Origin of the sequence: Acetobacter fabarum, assembly GCF_022483405.1 — a bacterium.
Classification (GTDB): domain Bacteria; phylum Pseudomonadota; class Alphaproteobacteria; order Acetobacterales; family Acetobacteraceae; genus Acetobacter; species Acetobacter fabarum.
Map to the genome: position 1 here is coordinate 530,352 of NZ_JAKVNI010000001.1, position 17,731 is coordinate 548,082.

The 17,731-nt window shown below is 60.8% G+C and carries 15 protein-coding genes; 7 read left to right on the forward strand and 8 right to left on the reverse strand.

Going from position 1 to position 17,731, the window contains the following annotated elements; translation table 11 throughout:
* Positions 1-50: 50 nt before the first annotated feature.
* Positions 51-1,016: a hypothetical protein gene (locus LKE65_RS02660; protein ID WP_278740355.1), complete on the forward strand. Its 966-nt coding sequence runs from the start codon at positions 51-53 to the stop codon at positions 1,014-1,016.
* A 48-nt stretch (positions 1,017-1,064) separates the two neighbouring features.
* Here the strand turns inward: LKE65_RS02660 and LKE65_RS02665 are convergent, their stop codons facing one another.
* The 4 genes from LKE65_RS02665 to acnA form a co-directional block, all read right to left on the reverse strand.
* Positions 1,065-1,982: a LysR family transcriptional regulator gene (locus LKE65_RS02665; RefSeq protein WP_086646153.1), complete on the reverse strand. Its 918-nt coding sequence runs from the start codon at positions 1,980-1,982 to the stop codon at positions 1,065-1,067.
* Positions 1,983-2,237: 255 nt separating this feature from the next.
* On the reverse strand, positions 2,238-3,791 hold the full coding sequence (locus LKE65_RS02670; RefSeq protein ID WP_165925695.1) for an ABC transporter substrate-binding protein/permease: 1,554 nt from the start codon (positions 3,789-3,791) through the stop codon (positions 2,238-2,240).
* Positions 3,791-4,552 (reverse strand): amino acid ABC transporter ATP-binding protein, encoded by a 762-nt coding sequence (locus LKE65_RS02675; protein ID WP_086646155.1) that lies wholly within the window; start codon positions 4,550-4,552, stop codon positions 3,791-3,793. The genes LKE65_RS02670 and LKE65_RS02675 overlap by 1 nt, the downstream gene beginning before the upstream one ends.
* Positions 4,553-4,616: 64 nt before the next feature.
* Positions 4,617-7,310, reverse strand: a complete 2,694-nt coding sequence (gene acnA / locus LKE65_RS02680; RefSeq protein WP_086646156.1) for an aconitate hydratase AcnA — start codon at positions 7,308-7,310, stop codon at positions 4,617-4,619.
* A gap of 240 nt (positions 7,311-7,550) precedes the next feature.
* Here acnA and ccmA point away from each other — a divergent pair, with 240 nt between their 5' ends.
* Complete coding sequence (ccmA, locus tag LKE65_RS02685) at positions 7,551-8,249, forward strand: heme ABC exporter ATP-binding protein CcmA (protein ID WP_369823030.1); 699 nt, start codon at positions 7,551-7,553, stop codon at positions 8,247-8,249.
* Positions 8,246-8,914 carry a heme exporter protein CcmB gene (gene ccmB / locus LKE65_RS02690; RefSeq protein ID WP_278740360.1) on the forward strand — a complete coding sequence of 223 codons (669 nt, stop codon included), beginning with the start codon at positions 8,246-8,248 and terminating at the stop codon, positions 8,912-8,914. Before ccmA ends, ccmB begins: the two co-directional genes overlap by 4 nt.
* A gap of 87 nt (positions 8,915-9,001) precedes the next feature.
* Here ccmB and LKE65_RS02695 read toward each other — a convergent pair whose 3' ends face one another.
* Positions 9,002-9,742 carry a YfdX family protein gene (locus LKE65_RS02695; protein WP_278740361.1) on the reverse strand — a complete coding sequence of 247 codons (741 nt, stop codon included), beginning with the start codon at positions 9,740-9,742 and terminating at the stop codon, positions 9,002-9,004.
* Between the two features lie 212 nt (positions 9,743-9,954).
* The gene (locus LKE65_RS02700; protein ID WP_086646159.1) at positions 9,955-11,085 is read right to left on the reverse strand and encodes a type III PLP-dependent enzyme; all 1,131 of its coding nucleotides are present in this window, start codon (positions 11,083-11,085) and stop codon (positions 9,955-9,957) included.
* Positions 11,086-11,539: 454 nt separating this feature from the next.
* Here LKE65_RS02700 and LKE65_RS02705 point away from each other — a divergent pair, with 454 nt between their 5' ends.
* A complete protein-coding gene (locus LKE65_RS02705) occupies positions 11,540-12,577 on the forward strand; it encodes a YihY/virulence factor BrkB family protein (protein WP_086646160.1) in 1,038 nt (345 codons plus the stop codon).
* A 46-nt stretch (positions 12,578-12,623) separates the two neighbouring features.
* Here the strand turns inward: LKE65_RS02705 and LKE65_RS02710 are convergent, their stop codons facing one another.
* Positions 12,624-13,226, reverse strand: coding sequence for a septal ring lytic transglycosylase RlpA family protein (locus LKE65_RS02710; RefSeq protein WP_165925646.1), 603 nt, complete (start codon positions 13,224-13,226; stop codon positions 12,624-12,626).
* Between the two features lie 244 nt (positions 13,227-13,470).
* Here LKE65_RS02710 and aroQ point away from each other — a divergent pair, with 244 nt between their 5' ends.
* The 3 genes from aroQ to accC are packed head-to-tail and all read left to right on the forward strand — an operon-like array spanning position 13,471 to position 15,727.
* Positions 13,471-13,926 carry a type II 3-dehydroquinate dehydratase gene (aroQ, locus tag LKE65_RS02715; protein WP_086646162.1) on the forward strand — a complete coding sequence of 152 codons (456 nt, stop codon included), beginning with the start codon at positions 13,471-13,473 and terminating at the stop codon, positions 13,924-13,926.
* Entirely contained in the window at positions 13,923-14,384 is a 462-nt protein-coding gene (locus LKE65_RS02720) for an acetyl-CoA carboxylase biotin carboxyl carrier protein (RefSeq protein WP_086646163.1), read from the forward strand. Before aroQ ends, LKE65_RS02720 begins: the two co-directional genes overlap by 4 nt.
* Positions 14,384-15,727, forward strand: coding sequence for an acetyl-CoA carboxylase biotin carboxylase subunit (gene accC / locus LKE65_RS02725; RefSeq protein ID WP_086646164.1), 1,344 nt, complete (start codon positions 14,384-14,386; stop codon positions 15,725-15,727). Before LKE65_RS02720 ends, accC begins: the two co-directional genes overlap by 1 nt.
* Before the next feature lie 108 nt (positions 15,728-15,835).
* Here accC and LKE65_RS02730 read toward each other — a convergent pair whose 3' ends face one another.
* On the reverse strand, positions 15,836-17,335 hold the full coding sequence (locus LKE65_RS02730) for a sugar porter family MFS transporter (RefSeq protein ID WP_278740365.1): 1,500 nt from the start codon (positions 17,333-17,335) through the stop codon (positions 15,836-15,838).
* Positions 17,336-17,731: the final 396 nt, after the last annotated feature.

Here is a 17,731-nt window from a genome sequence, read left to right on the forward strand (position 1 = left end):
TGCCCCGGCAAGCCCCCCTCCAACGCCGCCCACATAACCAAGGCTACCGCATGACCGCTTTTACCCGCCTGTGGCACCGTGCCCCGTTATGGCGCACCGCACTGATAACCGCAGGCGTGTGCGGCACACTGTCCGTTCTGTTCCCCGCACCTTGGCTAGCCTCCAGCGTGCCGGGCTATGGCGCGCTCAGCAGCAGGATTCGGCACATGCTCCCCTCCTCCCTCGGCGGCACCGAGGCGAGCGATGCCCTGCACCCCGATGAGGACCAGCGCACGGTTTCCATCCCCCCCATGGATGCACAGTTTGAAGGCTCGGTTGTTTTTGCCGGCCGGCAGCTTCCCCTGCCTGCGGGCAAATGGCACCCGGTTGTGAACTTTCAGGATGATGTGGCCCACGGGGAAGTGCTGACAACCCTGTATGTCCGCTCCGCTCAGGGCATTGTAACCGGGCTGATTATTGCGCAGGCCACCACGCAGTCCCTGCCCATTGCCGCCATGAGCATGATTGAGGCGCAATGCCACAGCTCCTTCAACTTCATGAACGAAGCCGCCCCGCAGGATGGCAACCGCAGCGAATGCTGGATGACCACCCCCATACGGGTGGTGAACAACCTGTTCCTGACGTCCAACGAACCGCTGCAGACACTCCTGAGTGACCAGATGTACATCCCACCCGCCGTGCAGCGCCTGACCATCATGGGTTTTGACCTGCCCCCCATTCTGGTCGATGCAGGCTGGAATCTGGTGGAAAAAAGCAAATCCGGTACGGGTGTGGATTTTATGAGCGTGCATACGCTGCTCAGCCCGGCAGAAGCAGGAGCCCGCCGCGTTCCGGGCGCGCCGGAGAACTGGTCTCGCGCGGGGATGTCCGACTCGGCTGCGGTCACGGATTTTGTCCAGCGCACCAACACCTGGCTACGCGGCTGGGTGCCAACGCTCCTACATGGGTTTGAGAACAAGCTACCCCAGAACGCCCCGCCCTCGACAGAGGCCATTGACCCGGCTTTTCACGGCTAGGTCGGGCAGGCCCGGAGCAACTGTCTGGGCCGCCCCTTTTATTCCCCCTTACAGAACGGGGGATAAAAGCCCGCCATCACGCAGCAGGTCGGCTGAAACCTCGACCAGAAAATCCATGACCGTGCGGGTCCGCAACGGCAGGGTGCGCGGGCCGGTATGCACGGCATAAAAAGGCAGGCCGGGAATGTTCCAGTCCGCAAACAGGCGGACCAGACGGCCACTGGCCACTGCATCCCGCACCTGAAAAGCCGGAAGCAGGCCAACACCAATACCGGCTTCCACCGCGTACATTACGGCTTCGCTGCTATTGGCACGGAACACGGCGGCGGGGGCAATAACGCTTTCTTCCCCATCCCGCTCAAAGTTCCAGTCCAGACGGCTGGAACCGTAATTATACACAACGCCGGGGTATTCCGTGAGCGCGCGGGGGTGCTCTGGCATGTTGTGGCGTTGCAGGCAGGCGGGGGACGCCACCAGCCACTTATGCACCAGCCCCAGCTTGCGGGCGATGAGCGTGCCCTCAGCAATTTCGCCCACACGCACGGCCAGATCCAGCCCTTCTTCCACCAGATCCCCAAACGAGTCGCGCATGACCACTTCCACCGACAGGTCGGGGTGGCGGTCCAGCAGCTCGCCCATTCTGCGGGTCAGGCACAGACCAAAGGCCGTGGTCACCCCCAGACGCACAAGACCGGAGACCGAAGCACGCCTGCGGCCCAGAACGGTTTCTGCCGTTTCCAGTATTTCCAGCACTTCATAGGCATGGGGGAGCAGGCTGCGACCGTCCTCGGTCATGGTCAGGCTGCGGGTTGTACGCGCAAACAGCGTGGTGCCGTAATGCGCCTCCAGCAAGGCAATATGGCGCGAAATTGTAGGCTGGCTGACCCCTGTCTCGCGCGAGACAGCGGAAAATGAGCCTGTAGCGGCAACACGCACAAAACTGTGAAGTGCGGAAAGAAGATCCATGGAGGTCGGCACCGTTTCCTGTGTAGGCGGCTAGCCTTCTCCAGTGCTGCCGACAACAACAGGTGAGACAGTTCAGAGTGTGCCGAAAATCTGGGCTCCAACCATCCCGCCCTGTAACCAGCATGCTGTGTCAGGCTACGAGCTTATCACCTTCCCTATTGCAGCAAGGTTAGGTTGGATACAACATAGACAGAACAAGAAGCGGCCATGCCTATAGCGCATTAAAGCTATAGGCATGGCCGCAGCCCCGCAGCCTTAACGGCGGCGGGTATGGGGCATGGCAAGGCGTTTTTCCGCCAGACGAGCCAGACGCACAAAGGGCAGACCCAGCAGCAGGTAGGCCGCACCCACCATGAGCCCCGTGCCAAAATAGTCAAAATAGGCAGAGGACAGGCGGATATAGGTCTGTGTCAGTTCTGTCAGGGTGATCACGCTGACCAGAGACGAATCCTTGAGCAGGGAGATAAAGTCGTTGGTCATGACCGGCATAACCAGCCTGAACGCCTGCGGCACCAGCACATAACGCAGGGCCTGCGGGTGGGTCATGTTCAGGGCAAGGGCTGCTTCCATCTGCCCATGGGCCACCGATTGCAGACCGGCGCGGTAGTTTTCTGCCTCGTATGCCGCATAGTTCAGCCCAAGGCTGACCACACCGGCCACAAAGGGGGACATGCTGATACCAAATTCAGGCAGGCCATAAAAAATGAACAGCACCTGAATAAGCAGCGGCGTGCCACGCACAATCTCCACATAGGTTGCGGCCAGCCATGCCAGCGGGCGCGGGCCATACAGGCGCAGCAGCGCAAGCCCAAGCCCCAGTGCAACCGCAACAACCATGGCGCACAGCGAAACCAGCAGGGTCAGCCCCGCCGCCCGGACCAGCTGGGGCACAAACCCGGCATAGCGTTCAAGCTTGACGCGCAACCCGCCCTTGCCCTGCAACTCGGCCACATAGTTGTTCCATGCTGCGGGGGTTACGTTGGGCTGGGTGTGGTCGTTGGTGAGCTGCGCCATTTCTGGCGTCCACAGGTCCCAGCGTGTCAGGATATGGTGCAGGCTGCCGTCCTGCTGCATGACCTGCAATGCTGCGTTCACCCGCTCGCGCAGTTCCGTGTTCTGGCCTTTGGCAAAGGCAATGCCGTACTGCACCCGGCCAATGGGTTCGCCTACAATATGCAGGTCTGGGTTGGTATCCCCATAATATTTGGCAATGGGGCCGTCGATCAGGATGGCATCCGTGCGCCCATTGACCAGATCCATGAAGGCATCTGTTTCTTCATCATAGGTGCTCAGGGATATTTTGGTGTTGTTGGTCAGCATACGCTCGGCCTGCGTATCCTTGATTGTACCAACCTTGTGCCCTTCAAGGTCTGCCAGTGTAGTAAACTGCTTGCCCTTGCGGCGCACCACCAGCCGTTCGGAGGTCACGTAATAGGGGATGCTGAAGTCAATGCCTTCAGCATGTTCATCGGTCATCTCGATCCCGCAGATGACCATGTCGTACAGGCCACGTTGCAGGCCGGGAATAAGCCCGTCCCAGTCGTTGTTGATGAAGTCCAGCGGCGCGCCCATATGGCGGCTGAGTTCCTGCATCAGGTCATATTCAAAGCCCGTCAGCTTGTTCTGGTCTTTGAGGTCATGGAACGTGTAGGGCACATCGGCCGAGGAATCGGCGGCCCAGTGGAACGGCTTGCTCTGCGCGTGGGCAGCCGGGGCGGCGCCGGGGGCGGCTGCCAGCACCAGCAGCGCTGCAAACAGGCCAGACAGGACGCCCAGCAGGCGGCGAGGGCGGGGCTGTGCGGTGTTCATCACAGGACGGTCCTCATAAAGCGGCGGGTCTGTTCATGTTCGGGGTTCACGCACAGGACTTCTGGCGGGCCGGCCTCAATCACATGCCCGCCATCCATGTACACCACCGTATCGGACGCGACTTCGGCAAAGCGCATGTCATGGGTCACGATAATCTGGGTCATGCCCTCATCATCGAGTGTGCGCATGACGTTAAGCACCTCCTCGGCCACAATGGGGTCCAGAGCGGAGGTGGGTTCGTCGTACAGCATGATCTCGGGCCGCATGGCCAGAGCGCGGGCAATGGCCGCACGCTGCTGCTGACCGCCAGAGAGCGAGACAGGGTAACGCTGCGCCACCTTGGCCAGCCCCACTTTTTCCAGCAGGGCCATGGCCTCTTCCCGGTCGGCTTCGGCGTTACCGCCTTTGACCACGCGGGGGGCCAGCATCACGTTATCCAGCACGCTCAGGTGCGGAAACAGATTAAAACTCTGGAACACCATGCCCACATGGGTCCGCAGCCGATGGGCCATATGCTCATCCGCGCTCCGCCACGGGCCACCATTGCGCGCAATGGTCACCCCCATGGCCGTTACCGTGCCACGGTCGGGTATTTCCAGAAAATTGAGACACCGCAGGAAGGTGGATTTACCGCAACCCGAAGGACCGATGATAGACACCAGCTCCCCCTTGCGGACCTGCATGGACACGCCACACAGGACTTCCCCCTCGCCAAAGTCCTTGTGCAACTGTTCCGCACTCAGAACTACGGGGTCATTCATAGAAAAAGCCGACCCGGTTTGCACCGGGCCGGCATTAAGACGTTCACCTTGAACGGATGGGTTCTCAGGCAGCTTTCGTCATCCCTCGCAAGACGTACTGAAGGATGCCACCATGCCTATAATACTCTACCTCGTCCAGAGTATCGACCCGGCAAAGCAGCGGTACTTCCTGCTTGGAACCGTCATTTCTTGTAATTGTCATAATCACGTCCATACGGGGCGTGAGTTTGTCAATTCCGGAAATGCTGATCACTTCATCCCCCTTCAGACCCAGGGTCTGGCGGGTTGTGCCTTCCTTGAACAGCAGGGGCAGAACACCCATGCCCACAAGGTTGGAACGGTGGATACGTTCAAAGCTTTCCGCGATCACGGCCTTGACGCCCAGCAGCAGGGTGCCTTTGGCAGCCCAGTCGCGCGAGGAGCCCATGCCGTATTCCTTGCCACCGAACACAACCAGCGGCACGCCCGCTTCCTTGTATTCCATGGCCACGTCGTAAATCGCGCCTTCCTTGCCGTCGGGGTAGTGCTTGGAATAGCCCCCTTCGGTGCCCGGCACCATTTCGTTCTTGATACGGATGTTGGCGAACGTGCCGCGCACCATCACCCGGTCATTCCCGCGGCGGGACCCGTAGGAGTTGAAGTCCTTGGGTTCCACACCGTGTTCGATCAGGTAGCGGCCAGCAGGGCTGTCCTTTTTGATGGAACCAGCGGGGGAGATATGGTCGGTGGTGATGTTGTCACCCAGCAGGGCGAGAATACGCGCACCGCTGATGTTGCCCGGAGCCGTGGGCTCAACCGCCATGTTCTTGAAGTACGGGGGGTCCTGCACGTAGGTGGACTTGGGGTCCCACTTGTAGGTTTCGGACCCGGTGGCAACCTTGAGGCCCTGCCATTCCTTGGTACCCTTGCCCACGTTGGCGTAGCGTTTGATGAACTCTTCGCGCGTGATGGACGAGGCGATCAGGTCGGCAATTTCCTTGTTGGAAGGCCAGATGTCCTTCAGGTACACCGGCTTGCCATCCTTGGAAGTACCAAGCTGGGCTGTAGTAATGTCCTGCCGCATGGTGCCCAGAAGCGAGTAGGCAACCACCAGCGGCGGGCTGGCAAGGTAGTTGGCGCGCACGTTGGGGGAAATACGCCCCTCAAAGTTACGGTTGCCGGACAGGACGGAAACAGCAACCAGGTTGTTGTTTTCAATCGCGTCCACAATGTTGCCGGGCAGCGGGCCGGAGTTGCCGATGCAGGTGGTGCAGCCGTAACCAACCGTGTTGAAGCCCATGGCGTCCAGGTCTGCGGTCAGGTTGGAGCGGTTGAGGTAGTCGGTCACAACCTGCGAGCCGGGTGCGAGCGAGGTCTTGACCCACGGCTTGGGGGTCAGGCCCAGAGCGCGTGCCTTACGGGCCACCAGACCGGCAGCAATCAGCACCGCCGGGTTGGAGGTGTTGGTGCACGAGGTAATGGCCGCAATGACCACATCGCCACTGCCCAGCTCGTAATTGGTGCCTGCGACCGGAACCTTCTTGTTGGCTTCGGCTGCGGGAACACCAAGGGAGGAAGTCAGTTCTTTTTCAAACGCGGTGGTGGCGCTCTTCAGTTCCACGCGGTCCTGCGGGCGCTTGGGGCCAGCCAGAGACGGCACAACCGTGCTCAGGTCCAGTTCCAGCACATCCGTAAACACGGGTTCGGGCGTTTTTTCGGTGCGGAACATATCCTGCGCCTGCAGGTATTCCTTGACCAGTTTAATGCGGTGTTCGTCGCGGCCGGTCTGGCGCAGGAAGTCCAGCGTCAGTTCGTCCACGGGGAAGAAGCCGCAGGTTGCGCCGTATTCGGGGGCCATGTTGGCAATGGTGGCACGGTCGGCAACGGGCAGGTGGTCCAGAGCCGGGCCAAAGAATTCCACAAACTTGCCAACAACACCCTTTTTACGGAGCATCTGGGTTACGGTCAGCACCAGATCGGTGGCCGTAGCCCCTTCGGGCAGCTTGCCAATCAGCTTGAAGCCGATCACATCGGGGATAAGCATGGCAATGGGCTGGCCCAGCATGGCAGCTTCGGCCTCGATCCCGCCAACACCCCAGCCCAGAACGCCCAGACCGTTGATCATGGTCGTGTGGCTGTCCGTGCCGTAAAGCGAATCGGGGTACACGTAGTCCTTGCCACCCACGTTGGCGGTCCATGCCACCTGCGCGATGTATTCAAGGTTCACCTGATGACAGATACCCGTATCAGGCGGCACCACGGAGAAGTTCTCGAACGCTTCCTGGCCCCAGCGCAGGAAGGCATAGCGTTCCGCGTTGCGCTCGAACTCAAGGGTGATGTTTTCCTGCAGGGCTTCATCGGTCCCGGCAAAGTCCACCATCACGGAGTGGTCGATCACAAGGTTGACCGGCACCAGCGGGTTGACCTTCTGCGGGTCGCCCTTGAGGTTAACAATACCGTCGCGCATGGCTGCAAGGTCCACAACGCCGGGAACACCCGTGAAGTCCTGCATGAGAATGCGGGAGGGCTTGAAGGGCACTTCCTTGGTGCTGCTGCCTTTGGGCAACCAGCCAGCAATGGATTTTGCGTCTTCCACGCTGTAGGAGCGCGCATCTTCAAACCGAAGGATGTTCTCCAGCAGAACCTTGAGCGAAACCGGCAGGCGGCTTACGTCGCCAATGGTTTTTGCCGCTTCGGGAATGGAAAAATAGTGGTAGGTCTTGCCGTCAACCTCAAGGGTGCGGCCTGTTTTGAGTGAGTCGTGGCCAACCGATTTCATCGTCGCTTTCTCCCCGATCACAGCCGATGGCTGGTGATGCGTTCAGGACACCGTTGTGTTCCGTATTGTTCCGCACGGCGTTGCGTGCGTGTCCGCTCTTCGGACAACCGGCTTGATATCCCGTTGGGGCTAGAACATACCGGCACTAATAAAAGGCACAAGCGGGGGAGTGACCACGACCGCGCGAGCAATCCCGCTTTTTGTGTGATTACGGTAACAAAAAGGAGAAGTCCCATCTCCGTGAGCCAGTCTGAACCCCGTGCCAGCGCCCCATCTGGCCCCCCTGCCCCCACCGGTACGGTGCTGGAGGCGGACTCCCTTTGCGTGTTCCGCGGGGACCGTCTGGTGCTCGATGGCGTAAGCCTGACCCTGCATGCGGGGGACGCCATGCTGCTGACCGGCCCCAACGGCGCGGGCAAATCCACCCTGCTGCGTGTGCTGGCCGGGCTACGCAAACCGGATTCGGGGCAACTGACATGGAATGGCCAGTCCATTTTTGATGACCGCGCCGCCCATGCGGAGCGCGTGGCCTATATTGGCCACCAGGACGCACTAAAACCCGGCCTGAGCGTGAGCGAAAACCTGCACCTGTTCACCCGCCCCGGCGCCAGCATGGCCGATGCACTGGAGGCCATGGACCTGTGCGCGCTGGCCGACCTGCCCGCCCGCCTGCTTTCTGCCGGGCAGAAGCGCCGCACCGCCCTTGCCCGCGTTCTGCTCGCACAGGCACCGCTCTGGCTGCTGGACGAGCCGAGTCTGGGGCTGGATTCGGCCGCCATAACCCTGCTGGGCCGTGCCATGGCCACCCACCGTGCGCGAGGCGGAATCCTGATCGCGACAACCCATGTTCCCCTGCCGCTGGACAACACCTGCGCACTGGACCTGCCCGGTGCCGCCGACCCCCGCCCCTTTGGCGCGTTTGAGGGAGACTACGCATGAACCGGCTGTTCTGGGGCATTGTCATGCGGGACCTGCGGCTGGCCCTGCGCCACGGGGCGGACACGCTGGGGGCCGTGCTGTTTTTTGTAGTAACGGCAACACTATTCCCGCTGGCTCTTGGCCCCTCGCCCGAGCTTTTGCGCCATATGGCGCCGGGCATTATCTGGGTCTGTGCCCTGCTGGCCGCCCTTTTGCCGCTGGACCGCCTGTTTGGCGCGGAGCTGGAAGATGGCTCTCTGGACCAGCTGCTCCTGCTTGGCCTGCCGCCCGCACTGGTGGCACTGGCCAAAATAACCGCCCATTGGCTGACAACCGGCGTGCCGCTGCTGCTGGCTGCGGTTCCGCTTGCGGTCATGCTGGGGCTGCCCTCCTCCACCCTGCCGGTGCTGCTGGGGGGGCTGTTTTTGGGGTCTGTCGTGCTCTCGCTTATCGGGGGGATGGGCGCATCCATTGTGCTGGGCGCGCGGCGGGGTGGCGTGCTGCTCCCCCTGCTGACCCTGCCGCTGGCCACACCCGCTCTTATTTTTGGCGCAGCCGCCATAGATGCGGCCTCCAACGGCCTGCCCTGGCAGCCAGACCTTGAACTGCTGGGGGCATTTGTTGCAGGCACGCTCCCGCTCTGCCCCCTTGCCGCAGGGGCGGGGTTACGCGCAGCAGCGGAGTAAGCCACACCACAAAAAAGGGGGGCGGCCATTGTGTGGCCGCCCCCCTTTTTTTGAACCCGTCCGGCCAATGCGGACCGGCCTGTATGCTTATTTTGCCGGAGCAGCCGCCGGGGCTGCGGGGGCCGGTGCGGCCTTGGCATTGGTGGCCGGGTTGGACACGGCCTGAATATCTACCGAGGCATAACGCACGGCTTCCTGCGCATCACGCAGGGCTTCGCTGGCCTTGTAGGGGTCTTTGCCAATCAGCTTGGCTGCGCGGGCCACGTCCTGCGTCACCTGGTCCAGCGGCACGGCGGCAATAACGTAATCCGCATCCACGCTGGTCACGCGCAGCACTTCAGCCGCACGGGCCGGATTACCGGATTTGAGGTGTCGGTTGGCAGCCGCCACAACAGCGGTTTTTTCCGATGTTTCCTCGGCGTTGGCGTTCAGTACCAGCTCGCCATCAATTGGCAGCCATGCCACCTGCTGCGTTGTGGGCGCATTGGGGCGGGGGCGGGACTGGCCGGTTTTGCTCGGCATCAGTTCGGCAGCGGCTTTCTGGAAGGCGGTGTTATCCGAGCGGGCCGTGGCCAGTGCCTGCTGGGCGTTGGCAATAAGGGCCTTGGCCCCGGCCAGATCACCATCAAAAATGGCGTTCCGTGCGAGGGTCAGATATTCGAACGCCATGCTGCCATCATCGGAAAGACGGCTGAAATCCTGCGTAGCTGCGGACTGTGCAACCGTGCCGGACGCGACGGCACCAGACTGCGCCTGCTGTGCATACAAAGGTGTTGCAACAGCCGTTGCCACCAGAACCGTACCCAGCAGCATACCCATTCGTGTCATGATAACTCCCTTTATCCAGACCCCTGATCATGGGCCTGTATCTGGGGCAATGTTTAAGCGCATCGGGGCGTCTGCAAAGGGCTGCACGCACAATACAGGGCTGTCTTTACGGCAGGGGGTAGGCATAAAAGAAAAACCCCTCCCCCACCGGGCCAGCACAGCCCGGCGGAGGAAGGGGAAAACCGCTTGCAAACACCCCGTAAGGCGTGCGCTCAGATGTAATACTCGCTCAGGGGAGCAAAGCCATTAAAGCGGGTGGAGCAATAGGTGGAAACATAAGCCCCCGTCCCCAGCAGGTCGATCAGTTCGCCCGAGCACAGGTCCAGCGGCAGGTCGTAGTGGCTTTTTTCGTACAGAATATCCGCCCCGTCGCAGGTTGGCCCCGCCAGCGCCACCGGCCCCGTGGGGGAACCATCGCGCGCGGTGCGAATGGCATAGCGAATGGATTCGCCTTCCGTTTCCGCCAGACCACCAAAGCGCCCGATGTCCAGGTACACCCAGCGTGGCCCGTCCTGCCGACCGCGTGCGCTCACCAGCACCACCTCGGTATGCACAACGCCTGCTTCGCCCACAATAAAGCGGCCCGGCTCAACCAGCATTTCCGGCAATGCATTGCCAAAATGCTCGGTCATGGCGCGGCAGATCGCCCCGGCAAAATGGTCGATCTCGGGCACATCCTCACGGTAACGGATGGGGAAGCCCCCGCCGAGGTTGATCATGCGCAGGTCCAGCCCGGCATCGCTCAGGTCCGTAAACAGGCTGGCCACGCGGGCAATGGCGGCTTCGTAAGCCTCGGCCGAAAGCTGCTGCGACCCGACATGGAAGGACAGGCCATACGGGTCCAGCCCCAGCTTGCGGGCTTCAAGCATCAGGTCCCGGGCGGATTCGACCGTGGTGCCAAACTTGCGTGAGAGCGGCCATTCCGCATCGTAATTGTCCACCAGCAGGCGGCAGTATACGCGGCTGCCCGGTGCGTGCTGGGCAATTTTTTCCAGCTCTTCGCGGCAGTCGAACACAAACATGCGCACGCCAGCCTTGTAGGCTGCCTGAATGGCCGACACTTTTTTAACCGTGTTGCCAAAGGAAATGGCTTCGGGGTCCGCCCCTGCCTCCAGGCAGAGGGAGACTTCCTCCCAGGATGCGGCATCAAAGCAGGAGCCAAGCCCGACCAGACGGGTCAGGATAGGCATGGCCGGGTTGGCCTTGACGGCATAGTAAATGCGCGCGAGCGGCAGGGCTTTGCCCAGCGCGCGATAACGGGCTTCCACCTGGTCAACATCGACGACAAGGCAGGGCGTTGCCGGTTTTTGCTCGGCAAGAAAACGGGTGATTTTGGGATTCATGTCCCCACTCCCCCAGTATCAGGCTCCCCCGCCTGTACAGCGGGGAAGGACGTTGCGAAACGGTCTAACGGACCAGCGAAAGGCAGACCTGCAAAGAGGTCCCGATTAGCCAGAACGCTTGACGTCGTTGCGTAACCTCAGAGGGCCAGTGGCACGTGCGTTGCTGCGTAGGGGCGTGCATATGCGGCCAAACCGACACAAGCGCAAGTAAAAAATCCAGATAAAACAAAAAAACTTGGCATCTCCCCCCAACCCCCGATAAGACTTGGAAACATTACGGTTGCTTCACGCTTTTCCGCTGCTTTTTTCATGCAAAGTCTTTGTGCGCCCCATTGTGAAGTAAACCTTACCAGGCTCCACAACCGGCCCCCCGCTGGCCGAATCCATGGTGCGCACGTGGAGCGCCCGATACCGCAATCGGGCCGGACCACAGATCAAGGATTTTTCTGGATTCATGCAGGCTCTCTGGCAGTCGGACCGTTCCCCGCTCCCCCACCGTACCGGGAGTGCTCCCGTGCAGGTCGCCAAGCTGCGTTTTGCCAGCCCGTGGGCCATGTGCCGCAAAGACTGGCGGACCATTGTCTCCAACACGTTCAAGAACCTTGTGTTCGGGCCGACCACGCTGGTGGCAGCAGGGTGTGCATTCTATACCACCCTCTCATTGTTCCCAGCCATTAGCGCCATGATCTCCATTTACGGGCTGGTGTTTGACGTGCAGACCGTGGCCCCGCAGATGGATATTCTGCGCAACCTGCTGCCCCCCAGCGCCTTCAACCTGCTCTATGACCGGGTGCAGACACTGGTGGCCGAGCCCCCGTCCTCCCTGACCGTAAACCTGATCATCTCGCTCTCGGTTGCGTTGTGGTCTGCCTCGGCTGCCACGCGCTCCATTCTGTCGGCCTTAAACATTGCCTACAACACGCGTGAGAACCGGAATTTTCTGGTTTTTCAGGCCACCGCCTTCGCCATGACCCTGTCTGGTATTCTGGGGGCTGTGCTCACACTGGCCCTGCTGGTAGCCATGCCGCTGTTTTTAACGCTGCCTGCCATCCTGCATATTCCCACCCCGCCCGGTTCCATTGAGTTTCTGGCACGGTGGAGCGGGCCGGTGGTCATGTTTACGTTTGAAACACTGGCCCTGTCGGCCCTGTACCGCTTTGGGCCGGACCGCAAGCGGCATACGCAATGGCGCTGGGTGCTGCCCGGTGCGCTGGCCTCCACCATTACGTGGATCATGGCTTCGCTCGGGTTCTCATACTACGTGGCGCATCTGGCCAGCTACAACGCGACCTACGGGCCACTGGGCGCGTTTATTGCCATCATGATGTGGTTTTTTGTCACCGCATGGGTGGTGCTGATGGGGGCGGAACTGAACGCTCAGATGGAAGGCTATGCCCTAGGGCTTATTCACCCGCCTGAAACCGATTCCATGCTGGCCAGCAAACCCGCAACCCCCACGGACTGCCCGCAGGCACCACGCGCAGACCTGTAAACAGGCTGCGCGCCCGGCCCGAGCGAGGCAATAAAGTGCTTGTTATTTACGGGTGACCAAAGCGCTTGCGCTGGAGGTGCAGCGGACGCCCACGCTTGCCAGACTGCGGCTTGGGTGGTGCGCTCAGGGCAGGGGCTGTGCCCACTTCGGGGGCGGCGGCCACTTCTTCAGGCGTTGCGGCCTGCACACTCACATGCGCCACGCCAGAGTTCAGCATGCCAATCTGCGCGGCAGCGGCCTGCGAAAGATCAATAATCCGCCCGTGGCTGTAAGGCCCGCGGTCATTAACCGTGACCACAACAGAGCGGCCGGTCTCTTCCGATGTCACAAGCAGCTTGCTGCCAAGGGGGGCTGTGGGGTGGGCGGCGGTCAGGCGGTTCTTGTCAAACCTTGTGCCAGAGGATGTGCGCCGCAGGTGCTGGCGTGCGCCATACCAGCTTGCCATCCCTTTTTGGGAAACCTTGTGGCCCGAGGCAGAGTCAGTATCGGTCACGTCCTGCGCGTCGCGCGCGGCAAGGGCTTTATGCACGGACTCGGCCCATGCAGTGCCGCTTGGTGCTTCCGCCGTGGCCGCGTGGGCTGCGGGGAGCGCGAACAGAGAGGTTGTGACAAACACACTTCCAAGAAGTGCCCGGCGCAGGGCTGACATCCGCCTGTTAACTCCGTTTCCGTGATAGACCATTCCCTAATGGGCGCTTTAGCAGCCCAAAGGCAACCTTTTTCAACCACCACTACGGGTAGCCCACCCTGTATTGCCCGCCCGCGTGGCAAAAATATGACGCACCCTGCCCCCCTGCAGCCAAGGCAAAATGTAGGGTCGGGGGGTATGGGACCACTTTTCGTGCCGCTTTCTCTTGGATACGCGGGCGCATCGTGCTACGGCCCCGTCTGTCATGGAAAGACCTCTCATTGCTGTGCTGAACGGCCCCAACCTGAACATGCTTGGCCAGCGCCAGCCCGAAGTGTACGGGCGGGCAACGCTGGACGACGTGGAACAGCTGTGCCTACAGACCGCCGAAAAGCTGGGACTGGCCATAGACTTCCGCCAGACCAACATTGAAGGCGAGCTGATCTCCTGGGTGCAGGAGTGCCGCAGGCGGGCCAAAGGCATTATTATCAATCCCGCAGGTTATACCCATACTTCCATCGCCCTGCTGGATGCACTGCTGGCTACGGACCTGCCGGTAATTGAGGTCCATATCTCCAACATTCACCGCCGCGAGCCATTCCGCCACCACTCCTACGTTTCGCGCGCCGCCAGCGGCGTTATCTGCGGGCTGGGTGTTGGCGGGTATTCTCTGGCCTTGCAGGCAATGACTGATCTTATTCTGGATGAGGATGACCAATGAGCGGACTGCTCGTGGACGCGGATGCCATTCGGGCTCTGGCCGAAATTCTGACTGAAACCGGACTGACCGAAATTGAGGTGTCTGAAAAAGACCGCCGCATTCGCGTGGCCCGTGCCCCCGCAACCGTGCAGGCAGCAGCCCCCGCGCCGGTGGCCCCTGTAGCCCCCGTGGCCGCAGCCCCCGCAGTGGTGGAAAGTGCCGCCCCGGCTGACCTTTCCCGCCATCCCGGTGCGGTGCCCAGCCCCATGGTGGGCGTGGCCTACCTGACGCCCGACCCCTCCTCCCCCCCGTTTGCAAGCGAAGGGCAGATCGTGACCGCAGGGCAGACCCTGATGCTGATTGAAGCGATGAAGACCTTCAACCAGATCAAGGCTCCCAAGGGCGGCACGCTCAAGGCCATTCTGGTTGCTTCGGGCGACCCGGTCGAATTTGGCCAGCCACTCGCCATTATCGAGTAATGTTCTCCAAGATCCTTATCGCCAACCGTGGCGAGATCGCCCTGCGTATCCTGCGCGCCTGCCGGGAACTCGGGATCAAAACCGTGGCGGTCCACTCCACCGCTGATGCCGATGCCATGCATGTGCGTCTGGCGGATGAGGCTGTGTGCATTGGCCCCGCCTCCTCGCGCGATTCGTACCTGAATGTGGCGGCCATCCTGTCCGCTGCGACCATAACCGGGGCGGAAGCCATTCACCCCGGCTACGGCTTCCTGTCCGAAAACGCGGATTTTGCCGAAACGGTGGAAGCCCACGGTCTGGTCTTTATTGGCCCCACGGCGGAACATATCCGCATGATGGGTGACAAGATTACCGCCAAGACCACCATGCTCGCTCTTGGCGTGCCACTGGTCCCCGGCTCGGACGGGGAACTGGCCAACCTTGAAGAAGCGCACGAAGTGGCCAGCCGCGTTGGCTACCCCGTGCTGATCAAGGCTGCCGCCGGTGGTGGTGGACGCGGCATGAAGGTTGCCCACTCTGCCGATGAACTGTCCGATGCATGGAGCATGGCCCGCACCGAAGCGCGCGCAGCGTTTGGCAACGATGCGGTGTACATGGAAAAATACATGGACCGCCCGCGCCATATCGAGCTCCAGATTCTGGGCGATAACTATGGCAACGTGGTCCATTTTGGTGAGCGTGACTGCTCGCTCCAGCGCCGCCACCAGAAGGTGCTGGAAGAGGCAGGCTCCCCCGCCATTTCCGCCGAACAGCGTGATGCCATTGGCCGCACGGCAACCGAAGCGCTCTCGCGCATGGGCTACCGTAACGCAGGCACGCTGGAGTTCCTGTACCAGGATGGGCAGTTCTGCTTTATTGAAATGAACACCCGCCTCCAGGTCGAACACCCCATTACCGAAATGGTGTGCGATGTGGACCTGGTGCGCGAGCAGATCCGCCTGGCAGCAGGCGAAAAGCTTGGTTACACGCAGGCAGATGTCACATTCTCCGGCCATGCCATTGAATGCCGCATTAACGCCGAAGACCCGACCACCTTTGCCCCCTGCCCCGGCACTGTGGCTGTGTACCACCCCCCGGGTGGTCTGGGTGTGCGGGTGGATAGCGCGCTCTATACCGGCTACCGCGTACCCCCGTACTATGACAGCATGATTGCCAAGCTGATCGTCCATGCCCCCACGCGTGCGCAGGCCATTGCCCGCATGCAGCGCGCACTGGACGAGTTTGTGGTGGAAGGGATTAAAACCGTTATTCCGCTCCACCGCGCCATTCTGGAAGACCCCGGTTTCCAGAGCGGGGATTACACCATTCACTGGCTGGAACAGTTTATGGCGCGCACGCACTAAGCCGCCATAACCTGAACAGCTTATGCAAAAAGGCCGGTCCAGAGTATGGGCCGGCCTTTTTTGTTAGACCCCCGCCGACTTATGGCGGGGGCAAGGTTAAAGCACTTTTCAGGCCGGGCTACTGGCCTGCTGGATGGGGGCGGGAGCAGCGTCCTCCTCCACCTCATACTGGGGGATGGCGTAGTTGTTCTCGGCCCGTGGCACAAACTCACCATCACGCAGGGCCATCTCAATATCCTCCAGCGTGGCCCCACTGGTTTCGGGCACGCAGAAATAAACAAAAACAACCGATGCCAGATTAACCGCGGCGTAAATCCACATGGTTCCACCAAGGGAAACCAGCTGGACCAGCGAGAGCGCTGTTGCCGTCACCAGCAGATCGGCCCCCCACAGCACGGCGGCGTGCAGGCTGGTGGCAACCGCGCGCATGGGCAGGGGGAACAGTTCCGCCCCAAGCAGCCAGCCCACGACCTGAATACCGCCAGAGTTGAACACCATGAACAGCAGCAGGAATACAACGATCATCCAGCTCCCGACACTGCCCTTATCGGGGTGCAGGGCAAACATGATGCCAAGCCCGATAAGGCTGAGCACGGACCCCGGCCCCATGATCAGCACCAGACGGCGGCGGCCAATACGGTCCACAAACAGGCAGCCCAGCAGGGTCATGACCAGATAGACCATGGCAACGCCAAGGCTGGTCAGCAGAGCTGATGAGCTATTAAACCCGGCATCCGAAAGGAAGGTAGGGGTATAGTAGATCATCATCTCCAGCCCACCGGCCTGCGTAAAGAACGCAATACCCAGTGCCGCCACCAGTGCTGGACGCACCCAAGGCAGACGCAGGCCTTTCCAGCCCCGTTCATCCTCATCCATGCCCAGCACGTTCTTGCGGATTTCGCTGATCTCACGCTGGATAACCTTGCGCGATGTACGCACACGCCCAAGCTGCTTGACAGCAGAAACCATGCCCTCGTTCTCGGCCACCCAGCGGGGGCTTTTGGGCAGGAAGAACATGCTCACGAACACCACAGCCGCAGGAATGGCGGCAATGGCGATCATCGGCCGCCAGCCCCATGCGTCCCGCATGGTAAAGCCCACAAGGTTGGCCATGAAAATACCAATGCCGATGGCCACGTTGAACAGGGTTACCAGATTACCACGCTTGGCCGCGGGGGCGAGTTCCGAAATATAGGTCGGCACCACCTGCGTGGACCCACCGACCGCAAAGCCAAGGAACACGCGGTCGATCACCAGCATGGTCACGCTAGAGGCATAGGAACAGGCAATGGCCCCCAGCACGAACACCGCCGTAACCAGCATGACCGAAATCCGGCGTCCGTACCGCTCGGAAAACCAGGAAACCCCAACAGCCCCAATGACCGCCCCGACCAGAATGGCCGAAGTTACCATTTCTTCCTGTACGGAGGTTAAGTGGAAGTCCTTGGTAATAAGGAGAAGTGCGCCGGAAATAATTCCCGTGTCGTATCCGTAAAGACCGCCGCATATGGCAGACACAAATGCCGCTATCCACAAGACGTAATGAGCACGTGGGGATATTTCGAGATTTTTTACCGCATCAAGCGTTTTATTTCTTTCTGTCTGCATGACACAATCATGACATACTCGAAAAAACTTGCATATCTTACTAATTTCTATTTATTATAGTAATTGGGATGTTGCATGCCATCTGCCAAACGTGTGGCAAAAGCAGCGCTTTACAGCCGCCCCAGCCCCCATTCCTTTTATGCATTCCCCGTGTTTGTCCCCCGCATTGGGTCACATATTGGTGTAAATGCTTGACACAGGCACACCTCTGGCTATCTGCTTGCACATAACCAAGGGGGGTTCCGGGCCAAGGAACTGAGAGGCCACTTTTTGCACTGCGTCCATCGCAGGGCACCGTGGCGACCCTGCCGCCAGCAACATAGGGTTCTGGCGGGGAACCTGATCCGGCTCATACCGGCGGAGGGACTGGTGCCTGTTAAGGAACAAACGCCCCGC

Coding starts and splice junctions, on each gene's coding strand:
- LKE65_RS02660 (WP_278740355.1), top strand. CDS start 51: ATGACCGCTTTTACCCGCCTGTGGCACCGTGCCCCGTTATGGCGCACC.
- LKE65_RS02665 (WP_086646153.1), bottom strand. CDS start 1,982: ATGGATCTTCTTTCCGCACTTCACAGTTTTGTGCGTGTTGCCGCTACA.
- LKE65_RS02670 (WP_165925695.1), bottom strand. CDS start 3,791: ATGAACACCGCACAGCCCCGCCCTCGCCGCCTGCTGGGCGTCCTGTCT.
- LKE65_RS02675 (WP_086646155.1), bottom strand. CDS start 4,552: ATGAATGACCCCGTAGTTCTGAGTGCGGAACAGTTGCACAAGGACTTT.
- acnA (WP_086646156.1), bottom strand. CDS start 7,310: ATGAAATCGGTTGGCCACGACTCACTCAAAACAGGCCGCACCCTTGAG.
- ccmB (WP_278740360.1), top strand. CDS start 8,246: ATGAACCGGCTGTTCTGGGGCATTGTCATGCGGGACCTGCGGCTGGCC.
- LKE65_RS02695 (WP_278740361.1), bottom strand. CDS start 9,742: ATGACACGAATGGGTATGCTGCTGGGTACGGTTCTGGTGGCAACGGCT.
- LKE65_RS02700 (WP_086646159.1), bottom strand. CDS start 11,085: ATGAATCCCAAAATCACCCGTTTTCTTGCCGAGCAAAAACCGGCAACG.
- LKE65_RS02705 (WP_086646160.1), top strand. CDS start 11,540: ATGCAGGCTCTCTGGCAGTCGGACCGTTCCCCGCTCCCCCACCGTACC.
- LKE65_RS02710 (WP_165925646.1), bottom strand. CDS start 13,226: ATGTCAGCCCTGCGCCGGGCACTTCTTGGAAGTGTGTTTGTCACAACC.
- aroQ (WP_086646162.1), top strand. CDS start 13,471: ATGGAAAGACCTCTCATTGCTGTGCTGAACGGCCCCAACCTGAACATG.
- LKE65_RS02720 (WP_086646163.1), top strand. CDS start 13,923: ATGAGCGGACTGCTCGTGGACGCGGATGCCATTCGGGCTCTGGCCGAA.
- accC (WP_086646164.1), top strand. CDS start 14,384: ATGTTCTCCAAGATCCTTATCGCCAACCGTGGCGAGATCGCCCTGCGT.
- LKE65_RS02730 (WP_278740365.1), bottom strand. CDS start 17,335: ATGCAGACAGAAAGAAATAAAACGCTTGATGCGGTAAAAAATCTCGAA.